Source organism: Mycobacterium toneyamaense, from assembly GCF_055384815.1.
This window is the reverse complement of sequence record NZ_AP040333.1, coordinates 1,639,446-1,664,832: the sequence shown is the minus strand read 5'-3', so window position 1 is coordinate 1,664,832 and position 25,387 is coordinate 1,639,446. Positions and strand designations below refer to the sequence as shown.

26 protein-coding genes and 2 tRNA genes are annotated in these 25,387 nt (G+C 68.1%); 13 read left to right on the top strand and 15 right to left on the bottom strand.

What is annotated here, in order from left to right; translation table 11 throughout:
* Positions 1-30: 30 nt before the first annotated feature.
* Both ACZ5IQ_RS08110 and ACZ5IQ_RS08105 read right to left on the bottom strand, forming a co-directional pair.
* Positions 31-933: a hypothetical protein gene (locus ACZ5IQ_RS08110; RefSeq protein WP_212812361.1), complete on the bottom strand. Its 903-nt coding sequence runs from the start codon at positions 931-933 to the stop codon at positions 31-33.
* A 75-nt stretch (positions 934-1,008) separates the two neighbouring features.
* A complete protein-coding gene (locus ACZ5IQ_RS08105; RefSeq protein WP_212812362.1) occupies positions 1,009-1,674 on the bottom strand; it encodes an MspA family porin in 666 nt (221 codons plus the stop codon).
* A 119-nt stretch (positions 1,675-1,793) separates the two neighbouring features.
* Here ACZ5IQ_RS08105 and ACZ5IQ_RS08100 point away from each other — a divergent pair, with 119 nt between their 5' ends.
* Entirely contained in the window at positions 1,794-2,546 is a 753-nt protein-coding gene (locus ACZ5IQ_RS08100) for an enoyl-CoA hydratase (protein ID WP_212812363.1), read from the top strand.
* A gap of 6 nt (positions 2,547-2,552) precedes the next feature.
* On the opposite strand, the gene ACZ5IQ_RS08095 is transcribed toward ACZ5IQ_RS08100, so the two are convergent.
* The 3 genes from ACZ5IQ_RS08095 to pdhA are packed head-to-tail and all read right to left on the bottom strand — an operon-like array spanning position 2,553 to position 5,921.
* Complete coding sequence (locus ACZ5IQ_RS08095) at positions 2,553-3,770, bottom strand: dihydrolipoamide acetyltransferase family protein (RefSeq protein WP_406784731.1); 1,218 nt, start codon at positions 3,768-3,770, stop codon at positions 2,553-2,555.
* Positions 3,767-4,822: an alpha-ketoacid dehydrogenase subunit beta gene (locus ACZ5IQ_RS08090; RefSeq protein WP_406784730.1), complete on the bottom strand. Its 1,056-nt coding sequence runs from the start codon at positions 4,820-4,822 to the stop codon at positions 3,767-3,769. The genes ACZ5IQ_RS08095 and ACZ5IQ_RS08090 overlap by 4 nt, the downstream gene beginning before the upstream one ends.
* A 1-nt stretch (position 4,823) precedes the next feature.
* The gene (gene pdhA / locus ACZ5IQ_RS08085) at positions 4,824-5,921 is read right to left on the bottom strand and encodes a pyruvate dehydrogenase (acetyl-transferring) E1 component subunit alpha (protein ID WP_346414309.1); all 1,098 of its coding nucleotides are present in this window, start codon (positions 5,919-5,921) and stop codon (positions 4,824-4,826) included.
* 486 nt (positions 5,922-6,407) lie between these two features.
* On the opposite strand from pdhA, the gene ACZ5IQ_RS08080 reads away from it, so the two are divergent.
* Positions 6,408-8,654, top strand: a complete 2,247-nt coding sequence (locus ACZ5IQ_RS08080; protein ID WP_464481103.1) for a sensor histidine kinase — start codon at positions 6,408-6,410, stop codon at positions 8,652-8,654.
* Entirely contained in the window at positions 8,629-9,306 is a 678-nt protein-coding gene (locus tag ACZ5IQ_RS08075) for a LuxR C-terminal-related transcriptional regulator (protein WP_212812369.1), read from the top strand. The genes ACZ5IQ_RS08080 and ACZ5IQ_RS08075 overlap by 26 nt, the downstream gene beginning before the upstream one ends.
* Before the next feature lie 3 nt (positions 9,307-9,309).
* Here the strand turns inward: ACZ5IQ_RS08075 and ACZ5IQ_RS08070 are convergent, their stop codons facing one another.
* The 5 genes from ACZ5IQ_RS08070 to ACZ5IQ_RS08050 are packed head-to-tail and all read right to left on the bottom strand — an operon-like array spanning position 9,310 to position 15,307.
* The gene (locus ACZ5IQ_RS08070) at positions 9,310-10,116 is read right to left on the bottom strand and encodes an HpcH/HpaI aldolase/citrate lyase family protein (RefSeq protein ID WP_073696759.1); all 807 of its coding nucleotides are present in this window, start codon (positions 10,114-10,116) and stop codon (positions 9,310-9,312) included.
* A complete protein-coding gene (locus ACZ5IQ_RS08065) occupies positions 10,113-10,604 on the bottom strand; it encodes a MaoC family dehydratase (RefSeq protein WP_073696760.1) in 492 nt (163 codons plus the stop codon). Before ACZ5IQ_RS08065 ends, ACZ5IQ_RS08070 begins: the two co-directional genes overlap by 4 nt.
* A complete protein-coding gene (locus ACZ5IQ_RS08060; RefSeq protein WP_073696761.1) occupies positions 10,601-11,764 on the bottom strand; it encodes an acyl-CoA dehydrogenase family protein in 1,164 nt (387 codons plus the stop codon). The genes ACZ5IQ_RS08065 and ACZ5IQ_RS08060 overlap by 4 nt, the downstream gene beginning before the upstream one ends.
* Entirely contained in the window at positions 11,761-13,743 is a 1,983-nt protein-coding gene (locus ACZ5IQ_RS08055; RefSeq protein WP_464481102.1) for an acetyl/propionyl/methylcrotonyl-CoA carboxylase subunit alpha, read from the bottom strand. The genes ACZ5IQ_RS08060 and ACZ5IQ_RS08055 overlap by 4 nt, the downstream gene beginning before the upstream one ends.
* A gap of 1 nt (position 13,744) precedes the next feature.
* Entirely contained in the window at positions 13,745-15,307 is a 1,563-nt protein-coding gene (locus ACZ5IQ_RS08050; protein ID WP_464481101.1) for a carboxyl transferase domain-containing protein, read from the bottom strand.
* 92 nt (positions 15,308-15,399) lie between these two features.
* On the opposite strand from ACZ5IQ_RS08050, the gene ACZ5IQ_RS08045 reads away from it, so the two are divergent.
* Both ACZ5IQ_RS08045 and ACZ5IQ_RS08040 read left to right on the top strand, forming a co-directional pair.
* On the top strand, positions 15,400-16,014 hold the full coding sequence (locus ACZ5IQ_RS08045; protein WP_464481100.1) for an SACE_7040 family transcriptional regulator: 615 nt from the start codon (positions 15,400-15,402) through the stop codon (positions 16,012-16,014).
* A gap of 67 nt (positions 16,015-16,081) precedes the next feature.
* On the top strand, positions 16,082-16,744 hold the full coding sequence (locus ACZ5IQ_RS08040) for an MmpS family transport accessory protein (RefSeq protein WP_212812374.1): 663 nt from the start codon (positions 16,082-16,084) through the stop codon (positions 16,742-16,744).
* Here the strand turns inward: ACZ5IQ_RS08040 and ACZ5IQ_RS08035 are convergent.
* Positions 16,741-18,066 carry an MFS transporter gene (locus tag ACZ5IQ_RS08035; RefSeq protein WP_406804280.1) on the bottom strand — a complete coding sequence of 442 codons (1,326 nt, stop codon included), beginning with the start codon at positions 18,064-18,066 and terminating at the stop codon, positions 16,741-16,743. The genes ACZ5IQ_RS08040 and ACZ5IQ_RS08035 overlap by 4 nt on opposite strands.
* A 33-nt stretch (positions 18,067-18,099) precedes the next feature.
* Between ACZ5IQ_RS08035 and cmrA the strand changes: the two genes are divergently transcribed.
* Positions 18,100-18,906 (top strand): mycolate reductase, encoded by an 807-nt coding sequence (gene cmrA, locus ACZ5IQ_RS08030; RefSeq protein WP_406804279.1) that lies wholly within the window; start codon positions 18,100-18,102, stop codon positions 18,904-18,906.
* Positions 18,907-18,990: 84 nt separating this feature from the next.
* Here the strand turns inward: cmrA and ACZ5IQ_RS08025 are convergent, their stop codons facing one another.
* Complete coding sequence (locus ACZ5IQ_RS08025) at positions 18,991-20,574, bottom strand: helicase HerA-like domain-containing protein (RefSeq protein WP_406804278.1); 1,584 nt, start codon at positions 20,572-20,574, stop codon at positions 18,991-18,993.
* A gap of 80 nt (positions 20,575-20,654) precedes the next feature.
* Between ACZ5IQ_RS08025 and orn the strand changes: the two genes are divergently transcribed.
* The 3 genes from orn to ACZ5IQ_RS08010 all read left to right on the top strand — a co-directional run bounded on the left by orn (position 20,655) and on the right by ACZ5IQ_RS08010 (position 22,082).
* The gene (orn, locus tag ACZ5IQ_RS08020; RefSeq protein ID WP_020102265.1) at positions 20,655-21,284 is read left to right on the top strand and encodes an oligoribonuclease; all 630 of its coding nucleotides are present in this window, start codon (positions 20,655-20,657) and stop codon (positions 21,282-21,284) included.
* A 50-nt stretch (positions 21,285-21,334) separates the two neighbouring features.
* Positions 21,335-21,407, top strand: a tRNA-His gene (locus ACZ5IQ_RS08015).
* Positions 21,408-21,488: 81 nt separating this feature from the next.
* Positions 21,489-22,082: a GNAT family N-acetyltransferase gene (locus ACZ5IQ_RS08010; protein ID WP_406804277.1), complete on the top strand. Its 594-nt coding sequence runs from the start codon at positions 21,489-21,491 to the stop codon at positions 22,080-22,082.
* Positions 22,083-22,084: 2 nt separating this feature from the next.
* Here ACZ5IQ_RS08010 and ACZ5IQ_RS08005 read toward each other — a convergent pair whose 3' ends face one another.
* Complete coding sequence (locus tag ACZ5IQ_RS08005; protein ID WP_406804276.1) at positions 22,085-22,438, bottom strand: nuclear transport factor 2 family protein; 354 nt, start codon at positions 22,436-22,438, stop codon at positions 22,085-22,087.
* A 216-nt stretch (positions 22,439-22,654) separates the two neighbouring features.
* A tRNA-Lys gene (locus ACZ5IQ_RS08000) sits at positions 22,655-22,727 on the bottom strand.
* Positions 22,728-23,136: 409 nt separating this feature from the next.
* Here ACZ5IQ_RS08000 and ACZ5IQ_RS07995 point away from each other — a divergent pair.
* Positions 23,137-23,301, top strand: coding sequence for a hypothetical protein (locus tag ACZ5IQ_RS07995; protein WP_318985580.1), 165 nt, complete (start codon positions 23,137-23,139; stop codon positions 23,299-23,301).
* A gap of 10 nt (positions 23,302-23,311) precedes the next feature.
* Here ACZ5IQ_RS07995 and ACZ5IQ_RS07990 read toward each other — a convergent pair whose 3' ends face one another.
* Positions 23,312-23,536: a DUF3618 domain-containing protein gene (locus tag ACZ5IQ_RS07990; protein WP_020102269.1), complete on the bottom strand. Its 225-nt coding sequence runs from the start codon at positions 23,534-23,536 to the stop codon at positions 23,312-23,314.
* Between the two features lie 91 nt (positions 23,537-23,627).
* On the opposite strand from ACZ5IQ_RS07990, the gene bcp reads away from it, so the two are divergent.
* The 3 genes from bcp to ACZ5IQ_RS07975 all read left to right on the top strand — a co-directional run bounded on the left by bcp (position 23,628) and on the right by ACZ5IQ_RS07975 (position 25,372).
* Positions 23,628-24,101 carry a thioredoxin-dependent thiol peroxidase gene (gene bcp / locus ACZ5IQ_RS07985; protein WP_029119327.1) on the top strand — a complete coding sequence of 158 codons (474 nt, stop codon included), beginning with the start codon at positions 23,628-23,630 and terminating at the stop codon, positions 24,099-24,101.
* Between the two features lie 159 nt (positions 24,102-24,260).
* Positions 24,261-24,500: a hypothetical protein gene (locus ACZ5IQ_RS07980; protein WP_406804275.1), complete on the top strand. Its 240-nt coding sequence runs from the start codon at positions 24,261-24,263 to the stop codon at positions 24,498-24,500.
* A gap of 101 nt (positions 24,501-24,601) precedes the next feature.
* A complete protein-coding gene (locus ACZ5IQ_RS07975) occupies positions 24,602-25,372 on the top strand; it encodes a FadR/GntR family transcriptional regulator (RefSeq protein WP_318985582.1) in 771 nt (256 codons plus the stop codon).
* Positions 25,373-25,387: the final 15 nt, after the last annotated feature.

Genomic DNA, 25,387 nt, shown 5'->3' with positions numbered 1-25,387 from the left:
GAGTGTCAAGGATCAACCGAAACAGATCCGTCACCCATCAACCGAAGTCCGACAGGGGCGCTCATCCGTCTCGGCCTCGATGACCGTGCGCGACGGCGCCGTCCGCTCCCACAGCACCGCGCCGACGCACGCCGTGACGACCCAGCCGGCGCCGCTGATGCCGCACCACGTGAGCAGCGCCATCGCCACACCGATCGGTCCGAAGTCGTCCCACCCGCGCAGCAGCGGCGGGAAGATCATCCGGGCGGCCAGCGGGAGGATGGTGCCCTCGATGACGACGCCCGCCAAGCCCGCGAGCAGCAGCGCACGCCAGGCGCGGCCGCCATCGCGCACCAGGAGCGCCGGCGTGATCGTCCAGAAGATCCAGACCGGGATCAGCGACACCGCGAAGAGCAGAATCTGACTCCACCCGTGGTGCTCGGCACCGAACGCGATCCGCTCCCGGACCCCGATCATCGTCAGATACAGGACGAACCACGTCACGCCGCGCCACAGCTTGCCGCCCCAGCCGAACGGTTCGCGGCGCCAGGCCTTGGCAAAGATGCCGGCAATGGTCATCGACATCGGGATGCCCCACACCAGGAAGCTCGCGACACCGAAGAACGTCCAGTTGGACCGCAGACCCGACGCGCGGCCGAAGGCGGCGCGGACATGGTCGGTCAGCGGCGACGCCAGACCGAGCTGCCGACTCACCACGACGCCGGGGCTGGCGCTGTCGGCGAACCCGGTGAGATAGCTGAAGCCGATGATCGCCAGCGGGATGACCGTGGTGAACAGCTGCACCGACACCACGGTGCCCAGCGTGCCGCCGTCGATCTCGGTGAAGCGGTTCACGACGGCGACGATGGGCCGCAGCTGACGCAGCTCGGCCAGCTGCCGGTAGCGGTCTTCGACGCGCTGCCGCATGGCCGGCGATTCGGCGTCGTCGCTCATGCTCCCCCTTCTACGGACCCGGGCATTGTGCCCGGTCGGGGGTGCTCTGCGCGCCGGAACGGCGTGCGGCTCGGGTCAGACGGACTTCGTGACGCCGTAGTAGGCGACGATGTCGTCGGTGTCCGAGGTGGAGCTGGTCAGCACCGCGTACGACCGCAGGAACGACTGACCGACGCAACCGTCGACCTTGACGTGGGTGTCCTTGAGCGTGATGCGCACCGGCGCCGACTTGAAGGACTTCTTGTCGACCGGCACCTGGGTCACGGTGCCCGGCTTCGGGTGGATCTCCACGGTGCCCGACATCGGGACGCTCACGCCGGTGGGCAGCAGGCCGGCCAGCGTCGACCCGGAGGTGGCGATACCGATCGACCCGACCAGACGCACCTGGCCCAGCTCGATACCGCAACCGATCTGGTAGCCGGCCTCCAGCGTGCCACCGTTGAGGGTGGTCTTGCCCTTGCCGGTCACGGTCCCGGTGAATGTGCCGCCCACCAGGTATTCACGCGAGCTGACCGCGGTGGTGAGCGGTGCGACGGGCAGTTCGGTCTCGTTCTTGGCAACGACGGTGAGCACCCAGCCGTCGGGCGTCGTGACCGTCGCCGGTTCTTCCGACGCCACCACACCGGTGTCCGGCGGCGGGCCCTCGTCACCGACAGGCGCAGGGTCGGCGTACGCAGCGGTCGCTGCCCCGAACGGGAGCACCATGCCCACAGCAGCAACCACAGCAAAACGCTTCAACATGAACTCCGTACGCCTCTCAACCTGCATAGCCAAAGGAATCACACAGTTGTTTCGCAGATACAGCCGTGGGTAAAGGTTTTGACTCACGTGAGTCGAAACACAAGCCATAGGCTGAGGCGGTGTCCGATCTCGTACTGACGCAGGTCATCGACCGCGTCGCGCTCATCACGGTCAACGATCCCGACCGCCGCAATGCGGTGACCGCGGAGATGTCCGCCGGCCTGCGGGCCGCGATCAACGCCGCTGAGGCCGACCATGGCGTGCACGCCGTGGTCGTGACCGGCGCCGGGAAGGCGTTCTGCGCCGGCGCCGACCTGACCGCGCTCGGCGCCGCGACGGTCAACGGCCTGCGGGTCATCTACGACGGCTTCCTCGCGGTGGCCGACTGCACGCTGCCGACCATCGCCGCGGTGAACGGCCCGGCCGTCGGTGCCGGGCTCAACCTCGCGCTCGCCGCCGATGTCCGGATCGCCGGGCCCGGGGCGGTCTTCGACCCACGGTTCCAGAAGCTCGGGATTCACCCGGGCGGCGGCGCGACCTGGATGCTGCAGCGGGCCATCGGTCCGCAGGCGGCGCGGGCGGCGCTGTTGTTCGGCATGAAGTTCGACGCCGACGCCGCATTGCGGCACGGCCTGGCGCTCGAGGTCGCCGACGATCCCGTCGCCGCGGCGTTGGCGTTGGCCGCCGGTCCGGCGGCGGCGCCGCGTGAGGTGGTGCTGGCGACCAAGGCCTCGATGCGCGCGACGGACCATCCCGGCGTCCTGGACCACGAGCAGCACGCGAAGGCGGTCGACATCGAGATCGTCCCGCAGGCGGCGTCGATCGAGTCACCGGAATTCGCCGCCCGCCTGGCTGCCGCCAAGCAGCGCTGATCAGCTCTAGGCGTCGAGGAGCGCGAGTTCGGGCGCCTCGATGAGCGCCCGCAATTCGCCGAGCAAGGCGGCCGCCCCGGCGCCGTCGGCGATCCGATGGTCGAAGGCGCACGTGAGCGTCATGGTCGGTCGCGCCACCACCTCGCCGTCGCGCACGACGGCCCGCGGTTTGAGTGTCCCCATGCCGAGGATCGCCGCCTCCGGATAGTTGATGACGGGGACGCCTTCGTCCAGACCCAGCGCGCCGAAGTTCGACACGGTGAACGTCGAGCCATGCAGTTCAACGGGTTTCAGCGTGCCGTCGCGAGCGGAACGGATCAGTCCGTCCACCGCCCAGGCCAGGTCGCGGGTGGAGAGTCGCTCGGCGTCCCGGACCACCGGCACCAGCAGCCCACGCGATGTCGCAACACCGATGCCGAGGTGCACCGACTCGTGAAGGTGCACGCTCGCGCCGTGTTCGGCCGGCACCCAGGTGGCGTTGAACTCGCGGTGGTGCCGCAGCGCGATGGTCAGCAGCCGCAGCGTCAGCACGAACGGTGTGACGGTGGCATCGGCACCGGCCAGGGTGTCGCGAACCCGCAGCAACTCGGTGCAGTCGACCTGAACCGATGCGTGCGCGTCCGGTATCTCCTTGCGTGACATCGCCATCCGGCGCGCCATCTCGGCCTGCACGCCGCTGACGGGAACGAAGTCGGTGTCGCCGGTCTGGTGCGCCGAGGCCAGCACGTCCTGGCGCGTGACGATGCCGTTCGGGCCCGACGGCGCCACCCCGGTCAGGTCGACGTTCAGGTCGGCCGCCAGCTTGCGCACCCGCGGCTTGGCCCGGGGCCGGCGGCGGGTGGTATCGAGATCGGCGTCCGCGCCGTAGCCCACGAGCACGGGTTTGCGTTGTGGCGAAGTAGCTTTCGGCTCCTCGGCCTTCGGCACTTCGGTTTTCGGCTGCTCGGCTTTCGGCTCGGCGGGCTCTGCGGCCGCCGGCGCGTCGGTGGCGATGCGGACCAGCACGGCGCCCACCGCGAGCGTCTGCCCTTCGGCCCCACCGAGTTCGGTCACCACGCCGGCGTACGGGCTGGGGATCTCCACCGCCGCCTTGTTGGTCTCGACGGTGCACAACACCTGATTGAGTTCGACGGTGTCCCCCACCGCCACGGCCCACGACGTGATGGTGGCGTCTTCCAATCCCTCACCCAGGTCGGGGACCAGGAAGTCGTGTGTCGCGGTCATGGCTGGCTCATCGCCTTGTGCACGCAGTCCAGCAGCCGGTCGACACCGGGCAGCCACAGTTTCTCCAGCCGGGCCGGCGGATACGGCGTGTCGAATCCGGTGGCGCGCAACACGGGTGCCTCCAGGTCATAGAAGAGTTCTTCGGAGATCCGGGCAGCCAGTTCGGCGCCGAACCCCAGGGTGCGCGGCCCCTCGTGCATGATCACCGCGCGTCCGGTCTTGCGGATCGATGCCGCGATGGTGTCGAAGTCGAGCGGGTTCAGCGACCGCAGGTCGATGACCTCCAGGTCATGGCCGTCGGCGAGATCCGCTGCGGCCAATGCGGTGTCGACGAGCGAACCGTAGGTGATGACGGTGACGTCGCGCCCGGTGCGCCGCACCGCGGCCTGCCCGATGGGTGGCGCCGGCCGACTGGTGTCCAGCTCACCCTTGGTCCAGTACCGGCGTTTGGGCTCCAGGAAGATCACCGGGTCGCGGGACGAGATGGCCTCGCGCAGCAGCCAGTAGGCGTCCGACGGCGTCGACGGGATGACGACCTTCAGCCCGGCGGTGTGCAGCCAGTACGACTCGGTCGACTCCGAATGGTGTTCCACCGCACCGATACCGCCGAACGACGGGATGCGGATGGTCACCGGCATGTCGACATCGCCATGGGTACGCATCCGGTACTTCGCAAGGTGGCTGACGATCTGGTCGAACGCCGGGGCCGCGAACCCGTCGAACTGGATCTCCGGTACCGGCACCAGGCCCCGGATCGCCATGCCGATCGCGATGCCGACGATGGCGGACTCCGCCAGCGGCGTGTCGAAACACCTTGTTTCGCCGAAGGTTTCGTGCAGCCCGTCGGTGACGCGGAACACCCCACCCAACTGTGCAACGTCCTCACCGAACACCAGCACGCGATCGTCAGCGGCCATGGCGTCACGGAGCGCGCGGTTGATGGCCTGCACCATCGACAATGTGGTGATCGTGGCGATTTCCCCCGCCGGCCGCCCCGGCTCGTCGGGCTCGGCGTCACCGGACCACGACGGCCGCTCGATGAGCTGCGTCATGTCAACCCTCCCAATCCAATTCGGCCAGCAACGCGTCGCGCTGCCGGGCCAGTTCGGGTGTGATGTCGGCGTAGACGCTGTCGAACATGTCCGCGACGTCGAAGTCCGGTGCCGTCAGCACCGCCTCGCGCAGTTCGGCGCGTAGCCGCCGGGAGCGGTTCTCGACGTGCTGCTGCAGCCGGGGCGTCCACACCCCGACGCGCTCCAGGTACGTCCTGTAGCGCGTGATGGGATCGCGTGCCTCCCAGTGCTTCAGCTCGTCGGGGTCGCGGTAGCGGGTCGGATCATCGGAGGTGGTGTGCGGCCCCATCCGGTACGTGACGGCCTCGATCAGCGTCGGCCCGTCACCCGCGCGGGCGCGCTGCGCCGCCTCGGACATCACCGCGTAGCAGGCCAGCACGTCGTTGCCGTCCACCCGGATGCCGGGCATGCCGTAGCCGATGGCGCGGTGCGCGATCGACGGTCCCGCCTGCTGCCGGCGCACCGGCACCGAGATGGCCCACTGATTGTTCTGCACGAAGAACACGCACGGCGCCGACGTGACGGCCGCGAAGTTGAGCGCTTCGTGCATGTCGCCTTCGGACGTGCCGCCGTCGCCGATGAACGCCACGGTCACCGAGTCCTCACCGAGCCGCTGCGCCGCCATCGCCGCGCCGACCGCGTGCAGGCCGTGCGAGCCGATGTCGATCGACAGTGGCGCGCAGTGCTTTTCGGTGAAGCCCAGGCCGCCGTGCCAGCGGCCCCGCCACACCGCACTGATCTGGGCCGGCGTGATGCCGCGGACCAGCAGGGCGCCGAGTTCCCGGTACTGCGGGAACAGCCAGTCGGTCTTGCGCAGACAGGCTGCCGCACCCACCTGCGCGGCTTCCTGACCGCGGCACGAGGCGAACAGCGCCAGTTCACCCTGGCGCTGCAGATTGACGAATTCGACGTCGAGGTCACGGGTGACGACCATCTCTTCGTACAGCCAGCCCAGCGTCTCGGGCGGCAGGTCGCGGCGATATCGCGCGTCGGAGGTGGGCGCGCCGTCGGGCGCGACGAGTTGCACGGGCTCGAGGTCCACCCGGTTGTCCAGGCCAGGGACCGTCACGTCAGCCATACCGCCTCCTTTCGGTGACGGCATGTTCGGCCGTCAGTCCGCGAGAAGCTCAGCGCGGTGGCGACCAGGGCAACCCCTCAGGTGGTGAGGGTCGCCGGCCGATGCCGGGGTGTGGCACCAGTCGGATGATCCGCTCTGCTCGCCGCAGTGCTGGGGCATCACCGCCATTATGCGCCCGAAGACCGGCCGGCCGCGGTTATCGCAGGTAACAGACTGAAGACGTGTCGCAGTCGCCGGTCGGGCCGGTGCGGGCCGGTGGCAATACGGCCAACTTGTAGCCCGAACGTATGAATTCGTTGTTATTTGCGCTGGTGACACGCGAATCGGCCCGAAGTCTGTCGTTGCCGCGTGCTACAACCATCGCATCATCAACGTGGCAGTGCCGGAAGCGAGAAACCGATGAGACGTCCGAACCGCGCCGGCCCCAACGTCGCCCGAGCTTTAGCCGCGCCCGCACCCTGACCGCACACGTACGGCAGTCCCATCATGTTTGACACCGGCACAGGCGCGGCACGCCGCAACTTCCTCCAGCACGCGATGCGGGTCAGCCTGTTCATGCGGCACGGCGGGGCATTGGTGGTGTACGTCGTGGTGCTGGTCTCGGCGCCGCGCATCAGCCTGGCCGGCGTCGCGTTCGCCGGTCTGGCCGGCGCCTGGTCGCTGTACCGGTTGCTGACCCGCTCCGCAACGCCCCGCATTCTCGCGATCGACTACGCCGTCACGCTCGCCGCCTGCCTGGTCCTGCCTGTCGCGGCTGCCGACGACCGGGCGTGCCCGTCGACCTGCGCGCCGATCGCGATCGCCGGTACGGCCATCGCGAGCTTCACGGTGTTCGAACCGCTGCTGAACACGGCGATGACCGCAGGCGTCGTTGCCGCGCTCGCCGCCGGCGCGGCGTCGGTCGGCGGGGTCCACGACAGCGACCAATGGGTCAACGTCTACTACTTCGCCTTGCTGTGGGTGGCATCGACGCTGATCCGCTTCTTGACGGTGCACGTGGCCGAAAGGGTCGACGTCGCCCGCGCCGAGCGGCTGGCTGTCGAGCTCCGCCAGAAGGTCAACGCCGCCGTGCGCGACTACGACCGCGAGCAGATGCGGCTGCTCCATGACACCGTCGCCTCGACCCTGCTGATGGTGGGTACCGGCACCGCCTTGTCACCCGAGCGCGTCGCCGCCCAGGCACAGCGCGACCTCCGCGTGTTCACCGAGACATCGCACACGCCCGCGCCGCCGGCCGATCTCGTTGCCGCCCTGCGTGATCACGCTACCCACACCACGACGCCCGTGAGTTATGCCGGGGTGACCGCGATGTGGGTGGACGGCGCGACGGCGGCGACCATCGCGGCCGCCGCGCGCGAAGCTCTGACCAACATCGACCGGCATTCCGGCGCCACGGCGGTCACCATCACCGTGCATCTCGGCCGGATCCAGATCGCCGACGACGGGCATGGATTCGATCTGACCCGGCCGACGCGGGGGCACGGCATCGCAGACTCGATCATCGCCCGCATGCAGCAGCTCGGCGGTGTCGCGGAGATCATCACGCAGCCCGGGCAGGGCACCACGGTCGAATTGCGTTGGCCCACATCAATACCGGCCAGTGCCGACCCAGCGCCGGACCCGGAGCGGCTCATCGAGCGGGCACACATGGGCTACGGACTGGCACTGGTTGCCTACGGCCTGTCCAACCTGCTGGTGACCGTGCCCTCATCCCTGAAGTTCGCGGCATACCCGTATCTGCAGTGGTCCCTCATCGTCGTGACGACGGCGGCGACGCTGTCCGCGATCCCCCGGGTCATGGGCCGGGCCTATCCGCGGGCACGTTTCGGCATCATGATCCTCGTCGTTGTTGCGCTGGTGCAGTCGATCTCGATGCCGATCAAAGACCTCGACCCCCGGCTGCAGTGGGCACAAGGCGCGATCGGCTGGTGTGTGCTGCCGCTGCTGCTCAGTGTCCAGCTGCGCTACGCCGTTGGTGTCCTGGTGTGGTGCTGGGTCGTCCCCGCCGTCTACGCGATCATTCGGAATCCGTCGGTCCACACCGTCGTCGACCTCGGATACGACACGGCGAGTGTCCTCGTCGCCCAACTGTGTGCTCTGGTCGTCGCCGACATGATCCGGCGTTCTGCCGCAGCCGCTTCCGCCGAGACCGAAAGTCACATGCGCCTGACTGCGGCAGCACACATCGCCGACGCCGTGCAGGAGGAATACGACCGCCGCTACGCGGACCTCGCCGCCACCATCCAGCCGCTGCTGTCGACCCTTGCCGACGGAGAACCGGTCGATGCCGAGACACGGCGCCGCGCACAACTCGAATACCAGCGGCTGCGTACCCTTTTCGACCAGTCCTCGAGCTTCGAGCACGTACTGCTTCGCGAACTGCGCCCACGCATCGACGCCGCCCAGAATCGCGGCCTGGCCGTTTCCGTGGACGTCCAGGGCACACCGCCGGCCATGGATGTCCCCACTGCCCGGCGGTTGGCCCGGCTCATCGACCAAATTCTCCACGCAGCCGCCTCGCCGGCCCGCATCACCGTCGCCGCCGAAACGGCGGCAGTCGAACTCAGCGTCATGTGTCAGCGGGCTGAGCACGCCGATTTGCCGACGAAATCCAGTGTCGACGACGAAGATGAATTCGACCTGACCACCCTCGATGACACGGTGTGGATCACCGTGCGCCACCCACTCCCAGAAAGACCGACCGATCATGTCCGCGCCGGCCAACCCATCTGAGCCTCTGGCCATCGCCGTTGTCGATGACCACGACGTCATCCACACCGGCGTCTCGGCATGGTGCGCCCAGGCCGACCCACCCATCCGCGTCGCATCCGACCATCTCGACGCCGAGTCGTTCCTGGCGGTCTACCCCAAGGCCGACCACCAGCTGGCCGCGGTCATCCTGGATCTCGAACTGCGCAGTCGCCAGCCCGATTTCGATGCGGTCGCCGCCATCGTGGACGCGGGACACGCGGTGATCGTCTACTCGCACCTCGAGAACTCCGAGGTGATCCTGCGTTGCCTGGCCATCGGGGTGGTCACCTATCTGGCCAAGAGCGAAGGCCAGGGCCACCTCATCGAGGCCATCCGCGCGGCCAGCACCCACGAGCCGTACGTCGGTCCCCGCATGGCCGCGGCCATCTGCTCGGACACCGACTCCGGCCGGCCCGGGCTCACCAAGCGCGAACGTGAAGTGCTCAAGGCCTGGTTTCAGACCGAGAGCAAGGACATCGTCGCCAAGCGCCTGCACCTCGCGCCGACCACCGTCCGGACCCACCTGCAACGCGTTCGCGCCAAGTACGCCGCCGCGGGGCGCCCGGCGGCCACCAAGGCCCAACTGGTCGCCCGTGCCGTGCAAGACGGCATCCTCAGCGTCGAGGACCTGTAGCTCCTACGGCGCCAGGGCGACGATGCGTTCGGCGCGGCGGAGCACCGGCATGTCGACCATCAGACCGTCGTACTGGAACACGCCGCGCTCGCGGGTCGCGGCATCGAGTACCGCACGCGCCCAGGCGATCTCCTTCTCGGTCGGCGCGTAGCCGTTCCGGATGACCGCGACCTGTGTCGGGTGGATGGCCACCTTGGCGTCGAAACCGACGGCCACGGCGTCGTCGACCTCGGCCCGCAGGCCGTCCAGGTTCTTGATGTCGAGGTACACCGAGTCCAGCGCGAGCTTGCCGAAAGCCTTGGCGGCCAACAGCGATTGCGACCGGACGTGCTTGGCCACATCGCGGTAGCTGTCGTCGGGCCGGCGGTTCGCGGTGCCGCCCAGCACCGCGAACAGGTCCTCGGCGCCCCACATGACGGCGTAGGTGTTCTCGACGCGGGCGGTCTCGGTGACGGCGAGCGCACCGCGCGGCGTCTCCACCAGCACCACGACGTCGAGCGGCGCGAGCGCCCGAACCTGTTCGGCCGACTCGGTTTTGGCGAGCATCACCGTGGTGTACGGCGTCTTGGCCAAAGCCTCCAGATCGAGCGGGTGATCGGCGGTGTCCGACGGATTCAAACGCACCACCGTCCGCGCCGGGTCCAGCGGGGTGTCGATGAGCGCCTGGCGAGCCGCCGGCCGGTCCTTCGCGGCGCAGCCGTCTTCCAGGTCGAGGATCACCACATCTGCTGCGGCGGCGGCCTTTTGGAACCGCTCAGGACGGTCCGCGGGGCAGAACAGCCAGCCGGGTCCCGGCGCGGTCAAGCTCATGACGGCTGCTCCGCGGGGCGCTTACGGACCATGGTCTTGCGTGTCGCCGTGGCGACGATGTCGCCGTGCTGGTTGCGACCGGTATGGGCGAACGTGACGATGCCCTCCCCCGGCCGGCTCTTGGACTCGCGCTTCTCGATCACCTCGGACTCGGCGTACAGCGTGTCACCGTGGAAGAGCGGCCTGGGGAACGCGATGTCGGAGAAACCGAGGTTGCCGACGATCGTGCCCTGGGTCAGCTGGGCGACCGACAGGCCGACGAGCGTCGACAGCGTGAACATCGAATTCACCAGCCGTGCATGGAACGGCGGCAGCGCATCGGAGAACGCGGCGTCCAGGTGCAGCGCCTGCGTGTTCATGGTCAGCGTGGTGAACAGGACGTTGTCGGCCTCGGTGATGGTGCGGCCGGGCCGGTGCTGGTAGATGACGCCCGGCTGGAACTCCTCGTACCAGAGCCCGCGCTGCTCGATGACCCGCTTCTCGGTCACAGCCCGGCCTCACGCGCGATCAGCATGAGCTGAACCTCAGTTGTGCCCTCACCGATTTCGAGGATCTTCGAATCGCGGTAGTGCCGGGCGACCGGGTACTCGTTCATGAAGCCGTAGCCACCGAACACCTGGGTGGCGTCGCGGGCGTTGTCCATCGCGGCCTCGCTGGCGATCATCTTGGCGATGCAGGCTGCCTTCTTGAACGGCTTGCCCGCCAGCATCAGCGCCGCGGCGTCGTAGTAGGCGGTGCGGGCCACGTGGGCGCGGGCCTCCATCCGGGCGATCTTGAAGGCGATGGCCTGGTAGCCACCGATCTTGCGGCCGAACGCTTCCCGCTCCTTCGAGTACTTGACGCACTCGTCGACGCAGCCCTGCGCCACACCGACGGACAGCGCGGCGATCGCGATGCGGCCCTCGTCGAGGATGCGCAGGAAGTTGGCGTAGCCGCGGCCGCGCTCGCCGAGCAGGTTCTCGACCGGCACCCGCACGTCGTCGAAGCTCAGCGGATGGGTGTCCGAGGCGTTCCAGCCGACCTTGTCGTAGGCGGGCTCGGCGGTGAAGCCCGGCGTCGGCACCGGCACCAGGATCGACGAAATCTCCTTGTGCCCACCGGGCAGTTCGCCGGTCACGGCCGTGACGGTCACCAGCTTCGTGATGTCGGTGCCGGAGTTGGTGATGAACTGCTTGGAGCCGTTGATCACCCAGCTGTCGCCGTCCAGCTTGGCGGTGGTCTTGGTGGCACCGGCGTCACTGCCGCCACCGGCCTCGGTCAAACCGAAGGCGCCCAGGGCCTTTCCGCTGGCCAGCTGCGGCAGCCATTCCTGCTTCTGCGCCTCGGTGCCGAAGCGGTACACCGGCATCGCGCCCAGGCCGACACCGGCCTCCAGCGTGATGGCGACGCTCTGGTCCACCTTGCCGAGTTCTTCCAGCGCCAGGCAGAGGGCGAAGTAGTCGCCGCCCATGCCGCCGTACTCCTCGGGGAACGGCAGGCCGAACAGGCCCATCTCGGCCATCCCGTCGATGACCTTGTACGGGAAGGTGTGGTCCTTGTCGTGCTGCGCGGCCACCGGCGCGACGACCGTCTGCGCGAATTCCCGGACCGTCTTGGCCAGTTCGGCATAGTGGTCCGGCAGGGTGCCGGTCGAAATGAAGTCGCTCATTTGGTCTCCTCGGTTGCTGCGGTAATCCGGGCCAGCGGCTGGCCCACTTTGACCTGATCGCCCACGGCGACAAGTAATTCCACGGTGCCGTCGACCGGCGACGACAGCGCGTGTTCCATCTTCATGGCCTCGACGGTGACGACGACGTCACCGCTACTCACCGTCGACCCGTCCGTTATGCCCACGGCCACGACGGATCCGGGCATGGGACTGACGATCTCGGCGTCGCCGCTGTGTTCGTCGTCGGCCCGGACGGGCGCCTCACGCACGTCCTCGATGACGGTCGTGCGGCCGGCTCCGGCCAGCCACAGCCGGTGGTCCTCGACGGCGGTCAGGTATTCGGTGCGTAGGCCGTCGACGGTGACGATCAGCCGGTCACCGTCCAACGATGCTGTGACGCTGCGGGGTTCGCCGTCTTCGATGCGTGCCGTGGCGGCTGCGGGAGTACCGGTGAGGTGGACGTGGTCGGTCCGGTCGCCGGCCCGCAGCCGGATGGTGGTCGGTGCGTGCTCGCCGACCCGCCAGCCCGTCGGGGTGGCCCACAGCTCGCCGGCGTCGGCCCAGCTGTGTAGCCAGCGGTACGCGGCTGCGGCGATGAACTCGTCGTCGCAGGCCTGCGCGGCGACGTAGTCGCCCGTGCGGCGGTCCAGCAGTCCGGTGTCGAGGCGCCCGGCGATGACGTCCTCGTCGGCCAGCAGGAAGCGCAGGAAGTCGATGTTGGTACCGACACCCAGCACGGCGGTATCGGCCAGCACCCGGTCCAGGCCACGCCGCGCCGACTCCCGATCCGGCCCGTAGGCAATGATTTTCGACAGCATCGGGTCGTAGTCGCTGCCGATCACCGAACCGGCCCGGATACCGGAATCCACCCGCGCTTCGGCGGGCTCGGCCAGTGCCAACACGGTGCCACCCGTGGGCAGGAAGTCGTGCGCCGGGTCTTCGGCGTACACGCGGGCCTCGATGGCGTGGCCTGTCAGCGTGATGTCGTCCTGCGCCATCGGCAGGGCCTCTCCGGCCGCCACCCGCACCTGCAGTTCGACGAGGTCGATGCCCGTGACCAGTTCTGTCACCGGGTGTTCCACCTGAAGGCGGGTGTTCATCTCCATGAAGAAGAACTCGTCGGGCCGGTCGGCGGAGACGATGAACTCGACGGTGCCGGCGCCGCGGTAGTCGACGCTGCGGGCGGTGTCGCACGCGGCCGCACCGATGCGGGCCCTCGTCGCCTCATCCAGAACGGGTGACGGCGCCTCTTCGATGACCTTCTGGTGCCGGCGCTGCAGACTGCACTCACGCTCGCCCAGATGCACGACGTTGCCGTGGCTGTCCGCGACGACCTGCACCTCGATGTGCCTGGGGTTCAACACGAATCGTTCGAGGAACAGGGTGTCGTCGCCGAATGCCGAGGCGGCCTCGCGACGGGCCGAGGCCAGCGCGGCCGGCAACTCGGCCGCCGCATGCACGACGCGCATGCCCTTGCCGCCGCCACCGGCGGACGGCTTCACCAGAACCGGGAACCCCACCTCGGGGGCGCCGGCGATGAGATCCTCGTCGGTGAGACCCGGACGCGAGATGCCCGGAACCACCGGCACCCCGAACGCCGACACCGCTGCCTTGGCGGTGATCTTGTCGCCCATGGTGCCGATGGCCTTGGCCGGCGGCCCGATGAAGACGATGCCCGCGTCGTGTAGAGCGGCGGCGAATTCGGCGTTCTCCGAGAGGAATCCGTAGCCCGGGTGCACGGCCTGTGCGCCGGTGCGCCGCGCCGCGTTCACGATGGCCTCGATGCTGAGGTAGCTCTGCCGGGCCGGTGCCGGCCCGATGTTCACCGCGACGTCGGCCTCGAGCACGTGCCGGGCACCGGCGTCGGCGTCGCTGAATACCGCGACCGAACGGATCCCCATGGCCCGCAACGTCCGGATGACGCGGACCGCGATCTCGCCGCGGTTGGCGACCAGGACCGTATCGAAAGTTTTGGTCATCTCACATCCTGAATACGCCGTAGGACACAGGCTCGAGCGGAGCCTGCGCGACAACTGAAAGGGCCAGTCCCACCACGGTTCTGGTGTCTGCCGGGTCGATGACGCCGTCGTCCCAGAGCCGGGCCGTCGAGTAGTACGGGTTGCCCTGATCCTCGTACTGCTGGCGGATCGGCGCCTTGATGGCCTCTTCCTCCTCCGGCGTCAGGTCACCGCGCACGGTGGCCAGCACCGAGGCCGCCTGCTCGCCGCCCATCACCGAAATGCGCGCGTTGGGCCACATCCACAGGAACCGCGGGGAATACGCGCGGCCGCACATCGAGTAGTTGCCGGCGCCGTACGAGCCGCCGATGACCACCGTCAGCTTCGGCACCCGGGCACACGCCACGGCGGTGACCATCTTGGCGCCGTGCTTGGCGATGCCGCCGGCCTCGTAGTCGCGGCCGACCATGAAGCCGGAGATGTTCTGCAGGAACAGCAGCGGCACCGACCGTTTGTCGCACAGCTCGATGAAATGCGCGCCCTTCTGGGCTGATTCACCGAACAGCACGCCGTTGTTGGCAATGATGCCCACGGGGTGGCCATGGATACGGGCGAAGCCGGTCACCAGCGTGGTGCCGTATTCGGCCTTGAATTCGGTGAATTCACCGCCGTCGACGATGCGGGTGATCACCTCGTGCACGTCGTACGGCACCTTCGAGTCGATCGGCACGACGTCGTAAAGCTCGGTCTGGTCGCACACCGCGTCCACCGTCGGGGCGACGTCCCACGGTGTCTGCGAGCGCGGCCCGAACGTCGATGCGATGCGGCGCACGATGCGCAGCGCATCCCGGTCGTCGTGCGCCAGGTGGTCGGTGACACCGGAGATCTTGGAGTGCAGGTCGCCACCGCCGAGGTCCTCGGCCGAAACCACCTCTCCGGTCGCGGCTTTCACCAGCGGCGGGCCGCCCAGGAAGATGGTGCCCTGGTTCCGGACGATGACGGCCTCGTCGCTCATGGCGGGGACGTAGGCGCCACCGGCGGTGCAGGAGCCGAGCACCGCGGCGATCTGCGGGATGCCGCGTGCCGACATGTTGGCCTGGTTGAAGAAGATGCGGCCGAAGTGCTCGCGGTCGGGGAACACCTCGTCCTGGCGGGGCAGGAACGCGCCGCCGGAGTCCACCAGATAGATGCATGGCAGCTGGTTCTGGCTGGCGATCTCCTGCGCCCGCAGGTGCTTCTTGACCGTGATCGGGTAGTACGTACCACCTTTCACGGTCGCGTCGTTGGCGATGATCAGGCATTCGCGTCCCGACACCCGGCCGATACCGGCGATCATTCCGGCGCCCGGGCATTCGTCGTCATACATGCCGTTGGCGGCCAGCGGGGCGATCTCCAGGAACGGGCTGCCCGGATCGAGGAGTCCGTCGACCCGGTCACGCGGCAGGAGCTTGCCCCGGCTGACGTGGCGCTCCCTGGAGCGCTCCGATCCACCGAGCGCGGCGGTTGCCAGCTTGTCCTTGAGATCAGCCACCAACTCCAGGTGCTGCTCGCGATGCGATACCCGTTGGGAAACGCTGGACGCCATCGTCGCTCCATTTCACTTGAGTTAATGGCGAATAACCGAACGCGATGTTAGTCTTCATTAACTGAGTTGTCCAGACCGGGTTGGAGGTGTCGATGACGGCATCGGAGTCAGACACCGAAACACCGCGCAGCCGAGCCAAATCCGACCGGCGCAGCCAACTGGTCGCCGCCGCCGAACGGCTCATCGCCGAGCGTGGCTACCTGGCCGTCCGCCTCGAGGACATCGGCTCCGCGGCCGGCATCAGCGGGCCGGCGATCTACCGGCACTTCCCCAACAAAGAGGCACTCCTGGTGGAGCTGCTGGTCAGTGTCAGCGCGCGGCTGCACGCCGGAGGACGCGCCGTGGTCGCCGGCACCGACGACCCCGCCGAAGCACTCGACGGACTCATCGAGTTCCACCTCGACTTCGCGCTCAACGAATCCGACCTGATCCGCATCCAGGACCGCGATCTCAACAACCTCCCCGACGCCGCCAAACGGCAGGTGCGCCGCTCACAGCGCCAGTACGTCGAAATCTGGGTGGACGTGCTGCGCCGGCTCGATCCGTCCCGCAGCGAATCCGACGCCCGGACCATGGCGCACGCCGCCTTCGGGCTCCTCAACTCGACGCCGCACAGCGTCACCGCGGGCGGCGCCCGCAAGCAGGAGGAATCCTCACGCGCCGTGCTGCGCGCCATGACAGTCGCGGCACTGGCCCCGCACCGCTGAACGCACCCGCCGCAACGTCACCGCGTCCCCTCACCCGCCGCAGGTACCCTGCAAACATGAGGTGGGCATGACCGGATCGCGCGACGACGGGCTGGACGCCACCAAGAAACTCCCGGCCATGCCGACGGCCGGGTACCAGACCGACGCCTTCACCGATCCCTACGGTGTCACCGCACCGCCGAAGGCCCGCCGCCACAAGTGGCTGTTCCCGCTGGCCGGCGCGGTGCTGATCCTGGCCCTCTGCACCGTGATCGCACTGGTCATCGTCAACAGCTCCGAACAACAGACCCTGGTCGCACCGCCGCCGCTGCCGGTCCCGACGCAGGACCCGATGACGTCGTCGACGACCGTGACGACCACCACGACGCCCGAGAGCAGCGAGCCCAGCGAAGCCGTCAGCCCGCCCGCCGCGGCCGCGCCCCCGGACGACGAGAGCGGTGACACCGAAGCCGTGCTGTACGCCGTGATCGGCAACGGCCGGGCCGTGAGCATCACGTATGTCGACACCGGCGGGGTGCTCCAGACGGAGTTCAACGTGCCGCTGCCGTGGACCAAGGAAGTCCAGCTGAACCGGCCCGCCGCACGGTCGGCCAGCGTCAGCATCGTCAACGCCGGACGCGGCATCGCCTGCACCATCTCGGTCGACGGCACCCAGATTCAGCAGCGGGAAGGCGCCGGCCTCACGGTGTGCCGGCAGTCCGGCAAACGCGGCCGCACGCACGGGCACTAACGCCGGGCCGGCACCTTCACCAGCAGCATCCCGACCAGCCCGATCCCCAGGACCGTGCACAGGCCGCCCAGGCCCGCCCGCGTCGTCGCGAAGATGTCGATGAACATCGAGAACAACCACGGCGACAGCACGTGCGCCGCCCGGCCCGTGGTGGTGTAGAGCCCGAAGGCCACGCCCTCCTTGCCGTCCGCCGAGATGCGCAGCATCAGGTTCCGCGACGCCGACTGCGTGGGGCCGACGAACAGGCACAGCGTCAGGCCGCAGATCCAGAACGCCAGCGGGCGGGACAGGAACATCAGTGTGATGCCCACGGCGACCATCGCGGTCAGTGAGCCGACGATGACGCGCTTGGAACCGATCCGGTCGTCGAGCATGCCGCCGAGCGCCGCACCCAGAGCCGCGATGGTGAACGCACCGGCCCCGAACAGCGGCACGCTCGTCGGCGCCAGCCCGTAGACGCTGACCCCGACCACCGGACCGAAGATCGAGATGCCCGTCAGGCCGTCGCGGAAGACGGCGCTGGAGAGCAGGTAGTAGACGACGTTGCGGTCGCGGCGCCACTCGCCGACGACCTCCGTCCACAACCTGCGGTAGGCGCCGAAGAATCCGACGCCCGGCGTGCCGTCGTGCAGCGGCGACTTCACCGTCAGCAGCAACGGCAGCGCGAAGATGGCGAACCACGCCGCGGCCGCCAGGACCGCATACCGGTCCGGTTTGCCGTCCGAGTTCGGCACACCGAGTAGGCCCAAGGTGTCGCCACTACCGGACTTGAGCCCCACGAAGACCAGGAGCAGCAGCACGACGCTGCCGAAAAACCCTGCCGCCAAGCCGAATCCGGAGACGCGACCCGACGTCAGCGGCGTCGACAACTGGCGCAGCATCGCGTTGTACGGGACGGTCGCCAGATCCATGCACGCCGCGGTGCAGGCCAACAACGCCAGGCCGATCCACAGATAGTGGTGGTCGGGCCTGATGAACGTCATCGATGCCGTCAGCACCACCACGGCGCCCGTGAGCGCCGCGAGCGCCCGCCGTCGCCGGTACGCGGCGTCGACCATCACGCCCGTCACCGGGGCCAACAGCGCCACCGCGATGCCCGCCACCAGCACCGCGCGCCCCAGCCAGCTCTCGGGCGTCGTCGGGCCCGGCAGGCCTTTGCCGACTTCCGAGATGAGATAGATGTTGAAACCGAAGGTCGTCACGATCGCGTTCACGCCCGTGGCACCGGAGTCCCACAGCGCCCAGGCGGCGACGCGGCCCCGGTCGACGGGCGGGACGTGGCTGCTCAAGGCCCGTCGATTCGCTCGGCAAGCCTCGCTCATGCCGCCACTCTATTGGTCCCTACGATTGCACCCATGCCCGTACCCGCTCCCAGTCCCGACGCCCGCGCCGTCGTCACCGGCGCCTCGCAGAACATCGGTGAAGCGCTGGCCACCGAACTCGCCGCCCGCGGCCACCACCTGATCATCACGGCCCGCCGCGGCGAGGTGCTGGCCGAGGTCGCCCAGCGCATCACCGACAAGTACGGCGTCACCGTCGAGGTCCGGGCCTGCGACCTGACCGACCCCGCCGACCGCGACAAGCTCTGTGCGGAACTCGCGGAGCGCAACATCTCGATCCTGTGCGCCAACGCCGGCACCGCGACGTTCGGCGCCGTCGCCGACCTGCCCGCGGCGGGCGAGAAGGCCCAGGTGCAGCTCAACGTCCAGGGCGTGCACGACCTGGTGCTCGCCGTCCTGCCCGGCATGATCGCGCGCAAGGGCGGCGGCATCCTGATCTCCGGTTCGGCCGCCGGCAACTCCCCGATTCCGAACAACGCGACCTACGCCGCGTCCAAAGCTTTCGCCAACACCTTCAGTGAGTCGCTGCGCGGTGAGCTCAAGCCGCACGGCGTCAACGTCACGCTGCTGGCACCCGGACCCGTGCGCACCGAGCTGCCCGACCCGTCCGAGCAGTCACTGGTCGAGCGACTGATCCCCGACTTCCTGTGGATCGACACCGAGTACACCGCCCGGATTTCGCTGGACGGCCTCGAGAAGAACAAGATGCGCGTCGTCCCGGGCCTGACCTCGAAGGCCATGTCGGCCGCCAGCGGCTACGCCCCGCGCGCGATCGTCGCGCCGATCGTCGGCGCCGTCTACAAGAAGCTCGGCGGGTCGTAAAGCCGGCGGCCGCGCCGAGAGGGACCAAATGGCTGCTTTTGGCGGCCGCCAACGACCGTTTGGTCCTTCTCGCCGCGCCCCGATTTACCTGCGGCGGGACGTGCCGAACAGGCTGCGGGTGATCTCGCGGCCGGCCACGGTCGCCGCCGAGCGCAGGAAGCTCTTGAACGCCGAGCTCTGCAGGACCTCCGACACCATGCCGGATCCTTCGGCCTCCACCTCGACGCGGCCGGATGCGGTGAGGTCGGGCTCTTCGGCCGGGGCGGGAGCGGGCGCCGCGTCCGGGGCCGCAGGCGGCGCGTCTGCCGGCGCCGGCTGCGCGGACAGCCGCTCGTGCGCGGAGTCGCGGTCGACCGTCGCCCCGTAGGTCGCTTGCAGCGGGCTGGCCTTGGCGGCGGCAGCAATGGCGTCGGGGCCGATGGTGCCCATCAGCGACCGTGGCGCGCGCAGCCGGGTCCACGCCACCGGGGTCGGCGCACCCACCTCGGACAGCACCGTGACGACGGCCTCACCGATCCCGAGCGACGTCAGCGCCGACTCCAGGTCGTAGACGGTTGTCTTCGGGTAGGTCCGGACCGTCTTCGTCAGGGCCTTCTGGTCGTCCGGGGTGAAGGCCCGGATCGCGTGCTGCACGCGCGCACCCAGCTGGCTGAGGACGTCGTTGGGAATGTCGGTGGGCAGCTGGGTGCAGAAGAAGACGCCGACGCCCTTGGAGCGGATCAGCTTGACGGTCTGCTCGACCTGATCCAGGAATGCCTTGGACGCGTCGGCGAACAGCAGATGCGCCTCGTCGAAGAAGAAGACCAGCTTCGGCTTGTCCGCGTCACCGATCTCCGGCAGCGTCGAGAACAGGTCGGCCAGCACCCACATCAGGAACGTCGAGAACAACACCGGACGCGCGGCCTGGCTGCCCAGCTCCAGCAGCGTGATGATGCCGCGGCCCTGTGGGTCCACACGCATCAGGTCCTCGGGCTTGAGCTCGGGCAAACCGAAGAACGTGTCGCCGCCCTCGGCCTCCAGGTTGATCAGCGCACGCAGGATCACGCCCGCGGTGGCCGGCGACACCGCACCGAGCGCCTTGAGTTCCTCTTTGCCCTCATCACTGGTCAGGAACTGGATGACACCACGCAGATCCTTCAGGTCATCGAGGAGCAGACCCTTCTGGTCGGCCCAGTGGAAGATCAGCCCGAGTGTCGACTCCTGAGTCTGGTTGAGCCCCAACACCTTCGACAGCAGAATGGGCCCGAAGCTGGTGACGGTGGCACGCACCGGGACGCCGGTGCCCGTCGTCCCCAGCGACAGGAACTCGACCGGGAAGGCCGTGGGCGTCCAGTCGTCGCCGGTGTCTTTCGCACGCTGGGCGGTCTTGTCATTGGCGGCGCCCGGCTGCGCGAGCCCCGACAGGTCGCCCTTCACGTCGGCCATCACGACCGGGACCCCGGCGGTCGACAACTGCTCGGCGATGACCTGCAGCGTCTTGGTCTTGCCGGTACCGGTCGCGCCGGCGATGAGGCCGTGCCGGTTGATGGTGGCCAGCGGAATCTTGACCTGAGCACCGGCGTCGACGGTCCCGTCGACGACGACCGCGCCCAGGTTCAGCGCTTGGCCGGTGACGGCGTAACCAGCGGCGATCTGCTGCGCGGGGGATGCACTCGAGTCAGTCGTCATGCGCCTGACCCTACTTCGTCAGGTCACTGGTGGCCGGGTATGGACACCCCGTTGAGCGCCTGGGAATAGTCTGGAACACCGTGCGTGACGAACTGGTATGGATCGACTGCGAGATGACGGGGCTGGATCTCAAGTCCGACCGACTCATCGAGATCGCGGCATTGGTCACCGACAGCGACCTGAACGTGCTCGGCGAGGGCGTCGACGTGGTGATCCACACCGACGACGCCGCACTCGACGGCATGGCCGATGTGGTGATGAAGATGCACACCCGCTCGGGCCTGATCAACGAGGTGCGGACCTCCACGGTCACCCTCGAAGAGGCCGAGCAGATGGTGCTGGACTACATCCGCGGCCACATCGGGCAGGCGAAAACCGCTCCCCTGGCCGGTAATTCGATCGCCACCGACCGTGGCTTCATCGCCCGCGACATGCCGCGTCTCGACGACTTCCTGCACTACCGGATGATCGACGTCAGCTCGATCAAGGAGCTGTGCCGCCGCTGGTACCCGCGCATCTATTTCGGGCAGCCCGACAAGGGGCTGGCGCACCGCGCCCTCGCCGACATCCACGAATCCATCCGCGAGTTGAAGTACTACCGCGGCACCGCGTTCGTACCCGCTCCCGGCCCGTCTACCAGCGAAATCGCGGCCGTCGCCGGCGAGCTGGGCCCGCCGACGAACGACGCCGTGGAGACCGATTCGGCTTAGCGGGCCTAAGCGGTTAGTATCTACGACGCTGCTTCTGAGAAGCGGCAATGGTGGCTGTAGTTCAGCTGGTAGAGCACCAGGTTGTGATCCTGGGTGTCGCGGGTTCGAGTCCCGTCAGCCACCCCGAGGTAGAACATCGCCTCACCTGCACGTAGCGGGTGAGGCGATGTTTGTTTTCCGGGGGTTGTGCGCTCGGCTGGCACAGTGGTGGGCGTGGGTGATGCGATCGAGTTGCATGCGTCCTGCCTCGAAGGGCCTCGAGTTCGCCTGCGCAAAGCACGCGACGACGACGCCGAGGGCCTGATCGAAACGCAGACCGACGAGCGGGTGCGCCGGTATCTGGGCGGACCGCGACCTGTCGGCGAAGTGCGCGCCGTGCTCGAAGGGGTCGGCGCGGCAACGCTATTGGCAGCCCCCGGCTGCTACATCGCAACCGCCAGGGATTCCGACGACATGCTGGGCACGGTGACGTTGAGCCGCCGTCGCAACGACGTTCCCGGCCACCTGGACCCCGATGGCGACGAACTCGAGCTGAGCTACGTCTTCCGGCCGCACGCGTGGGGTCAGGGCTATGCGAGCGAAGCTACGCGGCTACTGCTGGAGTACGCGGCCGGCGAGCTGGACGATCAACCTGTCCTGGTCATCACCCAGACCGCCAACCGCGCCTCGCTCCGGCTGGCCGAGCGCCTCGGGTTCAATGTCGTCGCGACGTTCGAGCAGTACGACGCCGAACAGGCGCTGGCGACCGCTCGGCTGGCCGCGTTCCTTCGCACCGAAGCCCTTCGCGTCGACTCCTAGGGTCAGCCGGGCACCTGGTCCAGGAAGCCGTGCACCGTCCGGATGCGTCCGTCGGCGTCGGTCGCGAGCACGTCGAACCCGATGATCGGCGGCTGCTCCCCCGCAGGCCCCAGGCCCCACTGGAAGCGGGCCTGATTGTGGTGGCTGTCCGGGCCGCTGACGAGCGAGAAGACGAAACCGGGGAATTGGGTGTGGACCGCGCCGATCACCTCGGAGATGGCGTCGTGACCCGCGACGTCCGCCATCGGATCGGTGTACGACGCCTCGGATGCCCAGTGGTCGTCGAGCAGCGCCTTCCGTTCAATCGGATCGGTGGCGTTCCACGTCTTCAGGTAGGCGGTGACGATGTCGTTCATGCTGACCTCTTTCGTGTCGGGGTGGTCAGCTCAAAGCTTGGCGGCCGAGTCGAGGCAAGTCGATTACTTTGCAGGTAATGATGTTGTGCCGCTTGGGTTTTCGTCGACACCGCCACCACGGGCGCCACCAGGCCGGCGTTGACGCTGCGGCGATGGCGTAGAGCCGGCCCGAAAACGACGAAAGCCCCCTCCCGAAGGAGGGGGCTTTCGTATCTGTGCGCCGTCAGGGTTTCGAACCCCGGACCCGCTGATTAAGAGTCAGCTGCTCTACCAACTGAGCTAACGGCGCGCGAGAGAGACCTTAACAGCCCGATGGCCGCAGGGTGAAATCGTATGGTCAGCGGGGTTTCCGGGCCCCGATCGCGGGTATCCGCACCGGGTCGGACGGCCCGATGGACCCTCCACGCAGCCCTGGAGGTGTCCAACATCACACGCGATGGACTCGCCGCCCGCCTGCGCACCACCGGACCCGGCCGAAACCCGCACCACCACAGCGAATCCCGGCCGAACAGTAGCCACTGCACACCTGTCAAGATCCTGTATCCACACACGATCGTCAATAGCGGACCGATGCCAAAACTCCGCCAGAAATCACATAGACCTGCAATTTTGTGACGAACCACCGAAAAACAAAGTTAGCTGAAACCACGTATGATGGTGTAGAAATGTAAGTGACGATGACTGAAGGGAGTTAGCTGATGACACCCATCGCCGGTGCGACCTACGCGGCGCCGAGCGCCGACGTGGCGGCAGCGGCCGACGGCACCCCGGTCATCGTCCATAACTGCACCCGGCTGGGCCGGGTCGCGAATCCCCCGCGCAGCTGGCTGCCAGGCTGGCTGACGCCGCGGCGCGGGAACTAGAAAAGTCGCGTTATCCGCGAATCTTGCGGATAACCACCACCAGCACCACGACGCCGAGTCCGGCGAACGTTGCGATGACCGCGGGCTTGGACGCGATCGCGATGGCCTTGGCCTTTGCGTCGTCGGCCAGTCGCTGGGGGTTCGCCCGCTCCGCGAGGGCGTCCACCGTCAACGCCAACTGATCGCGTGCACGATCGATTTCCTGCTTGATCTCGTCAGGATTCCGGTCAGCCACTTCAGCCCTCCAGCTCGCGTTGCTCCTTGGCGCTCTACCCTAGAGCAGCTTGCCGCAACAGCAACGCCTGGCCGACAGAAGGGACCTCCCGGTGGCACCGACCCCGCGACTCGAAGTGGGCGACAAAGCCCCCGCATTCAGCCTGCCCGACGCCGACGGCAACACCGTGAAGCTGTCGGACTACAAGGGCCGCAAGGTCATCGTGTACTTCTACCCCGCGGCCTCGACGCCGGGTTGCACCAAGCAGGCGTGCGATTTCCGCGACAGCCTGGCCGAACTCAACGAGGCGGGGCTCGACGTCATCGGCATCTCGCCCGACAAGCCCGAGAAGCTCGCCAAGTTCCGCGACAACGAGGGTCTGACGTTCCCGCTGCTGTCGGATCCCGATCGCAAGGTGCTCACCGCCTACGGCGCCTTCGGCGAGAAGACGATGTACGGCAAGACCGTGCAGGGCGTCATCCGCTCGACGTTCCTCGTGGACGAGAAGGGCAACATCGAGGTCGCGCAGTACAACGTCAAGGCCACGGGCCACGTGGCCAAGTTGCGACGGGACCTGTCGGTCTGACAGCCGCGCCATGCGGTGCCCGGCTGAACGAGCCGAGCCGGGCACCGCATGGCGGCCCGCCCAACCACGTGTGACAGCTGTGTGGCCATTCGGCCAATCGTTGTCTCCACCGGCGTTCTGCAATCAGCCGCAGATACGTTCAGGTGCAAGACTTTTGGCGTGACGCACAACATCCACATCCGCACCGTCGACAGCAGCATCCGCTACCCGCACGCGCTGAGCTATGGCGAGAAGGACCAGATTCTCTGGGTCCAGATCGGCGAAGACGCCGACCATTCGGACACCATCTACTTCAGCCCGTCCTACTGGCAGCAGTACTCCGTCGACCCGCACAGTGAAGACCCGCTCGATCTGGACTTCGACGAGGACGACGAAGACGACGAGGACGACGACGAGTAGAACCTCGGCGCCGGGGTACGGCGTTTCGTACCCCGGCCGCACCGGATAGACCGGGCGCCGGCTTCGACCATCCCGGCGTCCCGCTCTGGCACACTCGACCCGTGGCCGCGCCCGACGTCCGTTTCCGCCGCCTCGCCGAGCAGGTGGCCGACGAGTTGCGCCGGCGCATCCTCAGCGGTGACCTCCCCGACGGCAGCGTGTTGCCCACGGAGGATGAACTGCTCACCGAGTTTCCGATCAGCAAGCCGTCGCTGCGCGAGGCGATCCGAATCCTGGATGCCGAGGGCCTGCTCAGCGTGCGACGCGGCAAGCTCGGCGGCTCGGTGGTGCACCGGCCCAGCGCGAGCAACGTGGCCTACACCATGGGTTTGGTTCTCGGCGCGAACCAGGTGAGCCTCGGCGACGTCGGCTCCGCCTTGCAGCAGGTGGAGCCGGCCTGCGCGGCGTTGTGCGCGCAGCGTTCCGACCGCAAGACCGCGGTGGTGCCGGTCCTTCGGCAGATCCACGCCGAGTCGGTCGAGTCTGTCGAGGATCTGGTGGCAGTGACCTCCGCGAGCCGGCGCTTTCACGAGGCGCTGGTGCAGCACTGCGGGAACGAGACCATGATCATCCTTGCCGGTGCCCTGGAGAAGCTGTGGTCGTCGCACGAGCTGAACTGGTCACGGCAGTTCACCGACCATGCCGGCATTCCGGTCGACGAGCGCCGGGCCGCGCTGGAGGATCACCGCACGCTGATCGATGCCATCGAAGCCGGCGACGCCGAACGTGCGAGGGAATTGGCCGCGACGCATCTGCTCGATGCCCAGCATTACCCCGGTTCGGCGGGGGTGGTCGACCCGGCGATGGTGCGCACCCGCACGCGATCTTCGTGAATCCTTGACAATGTG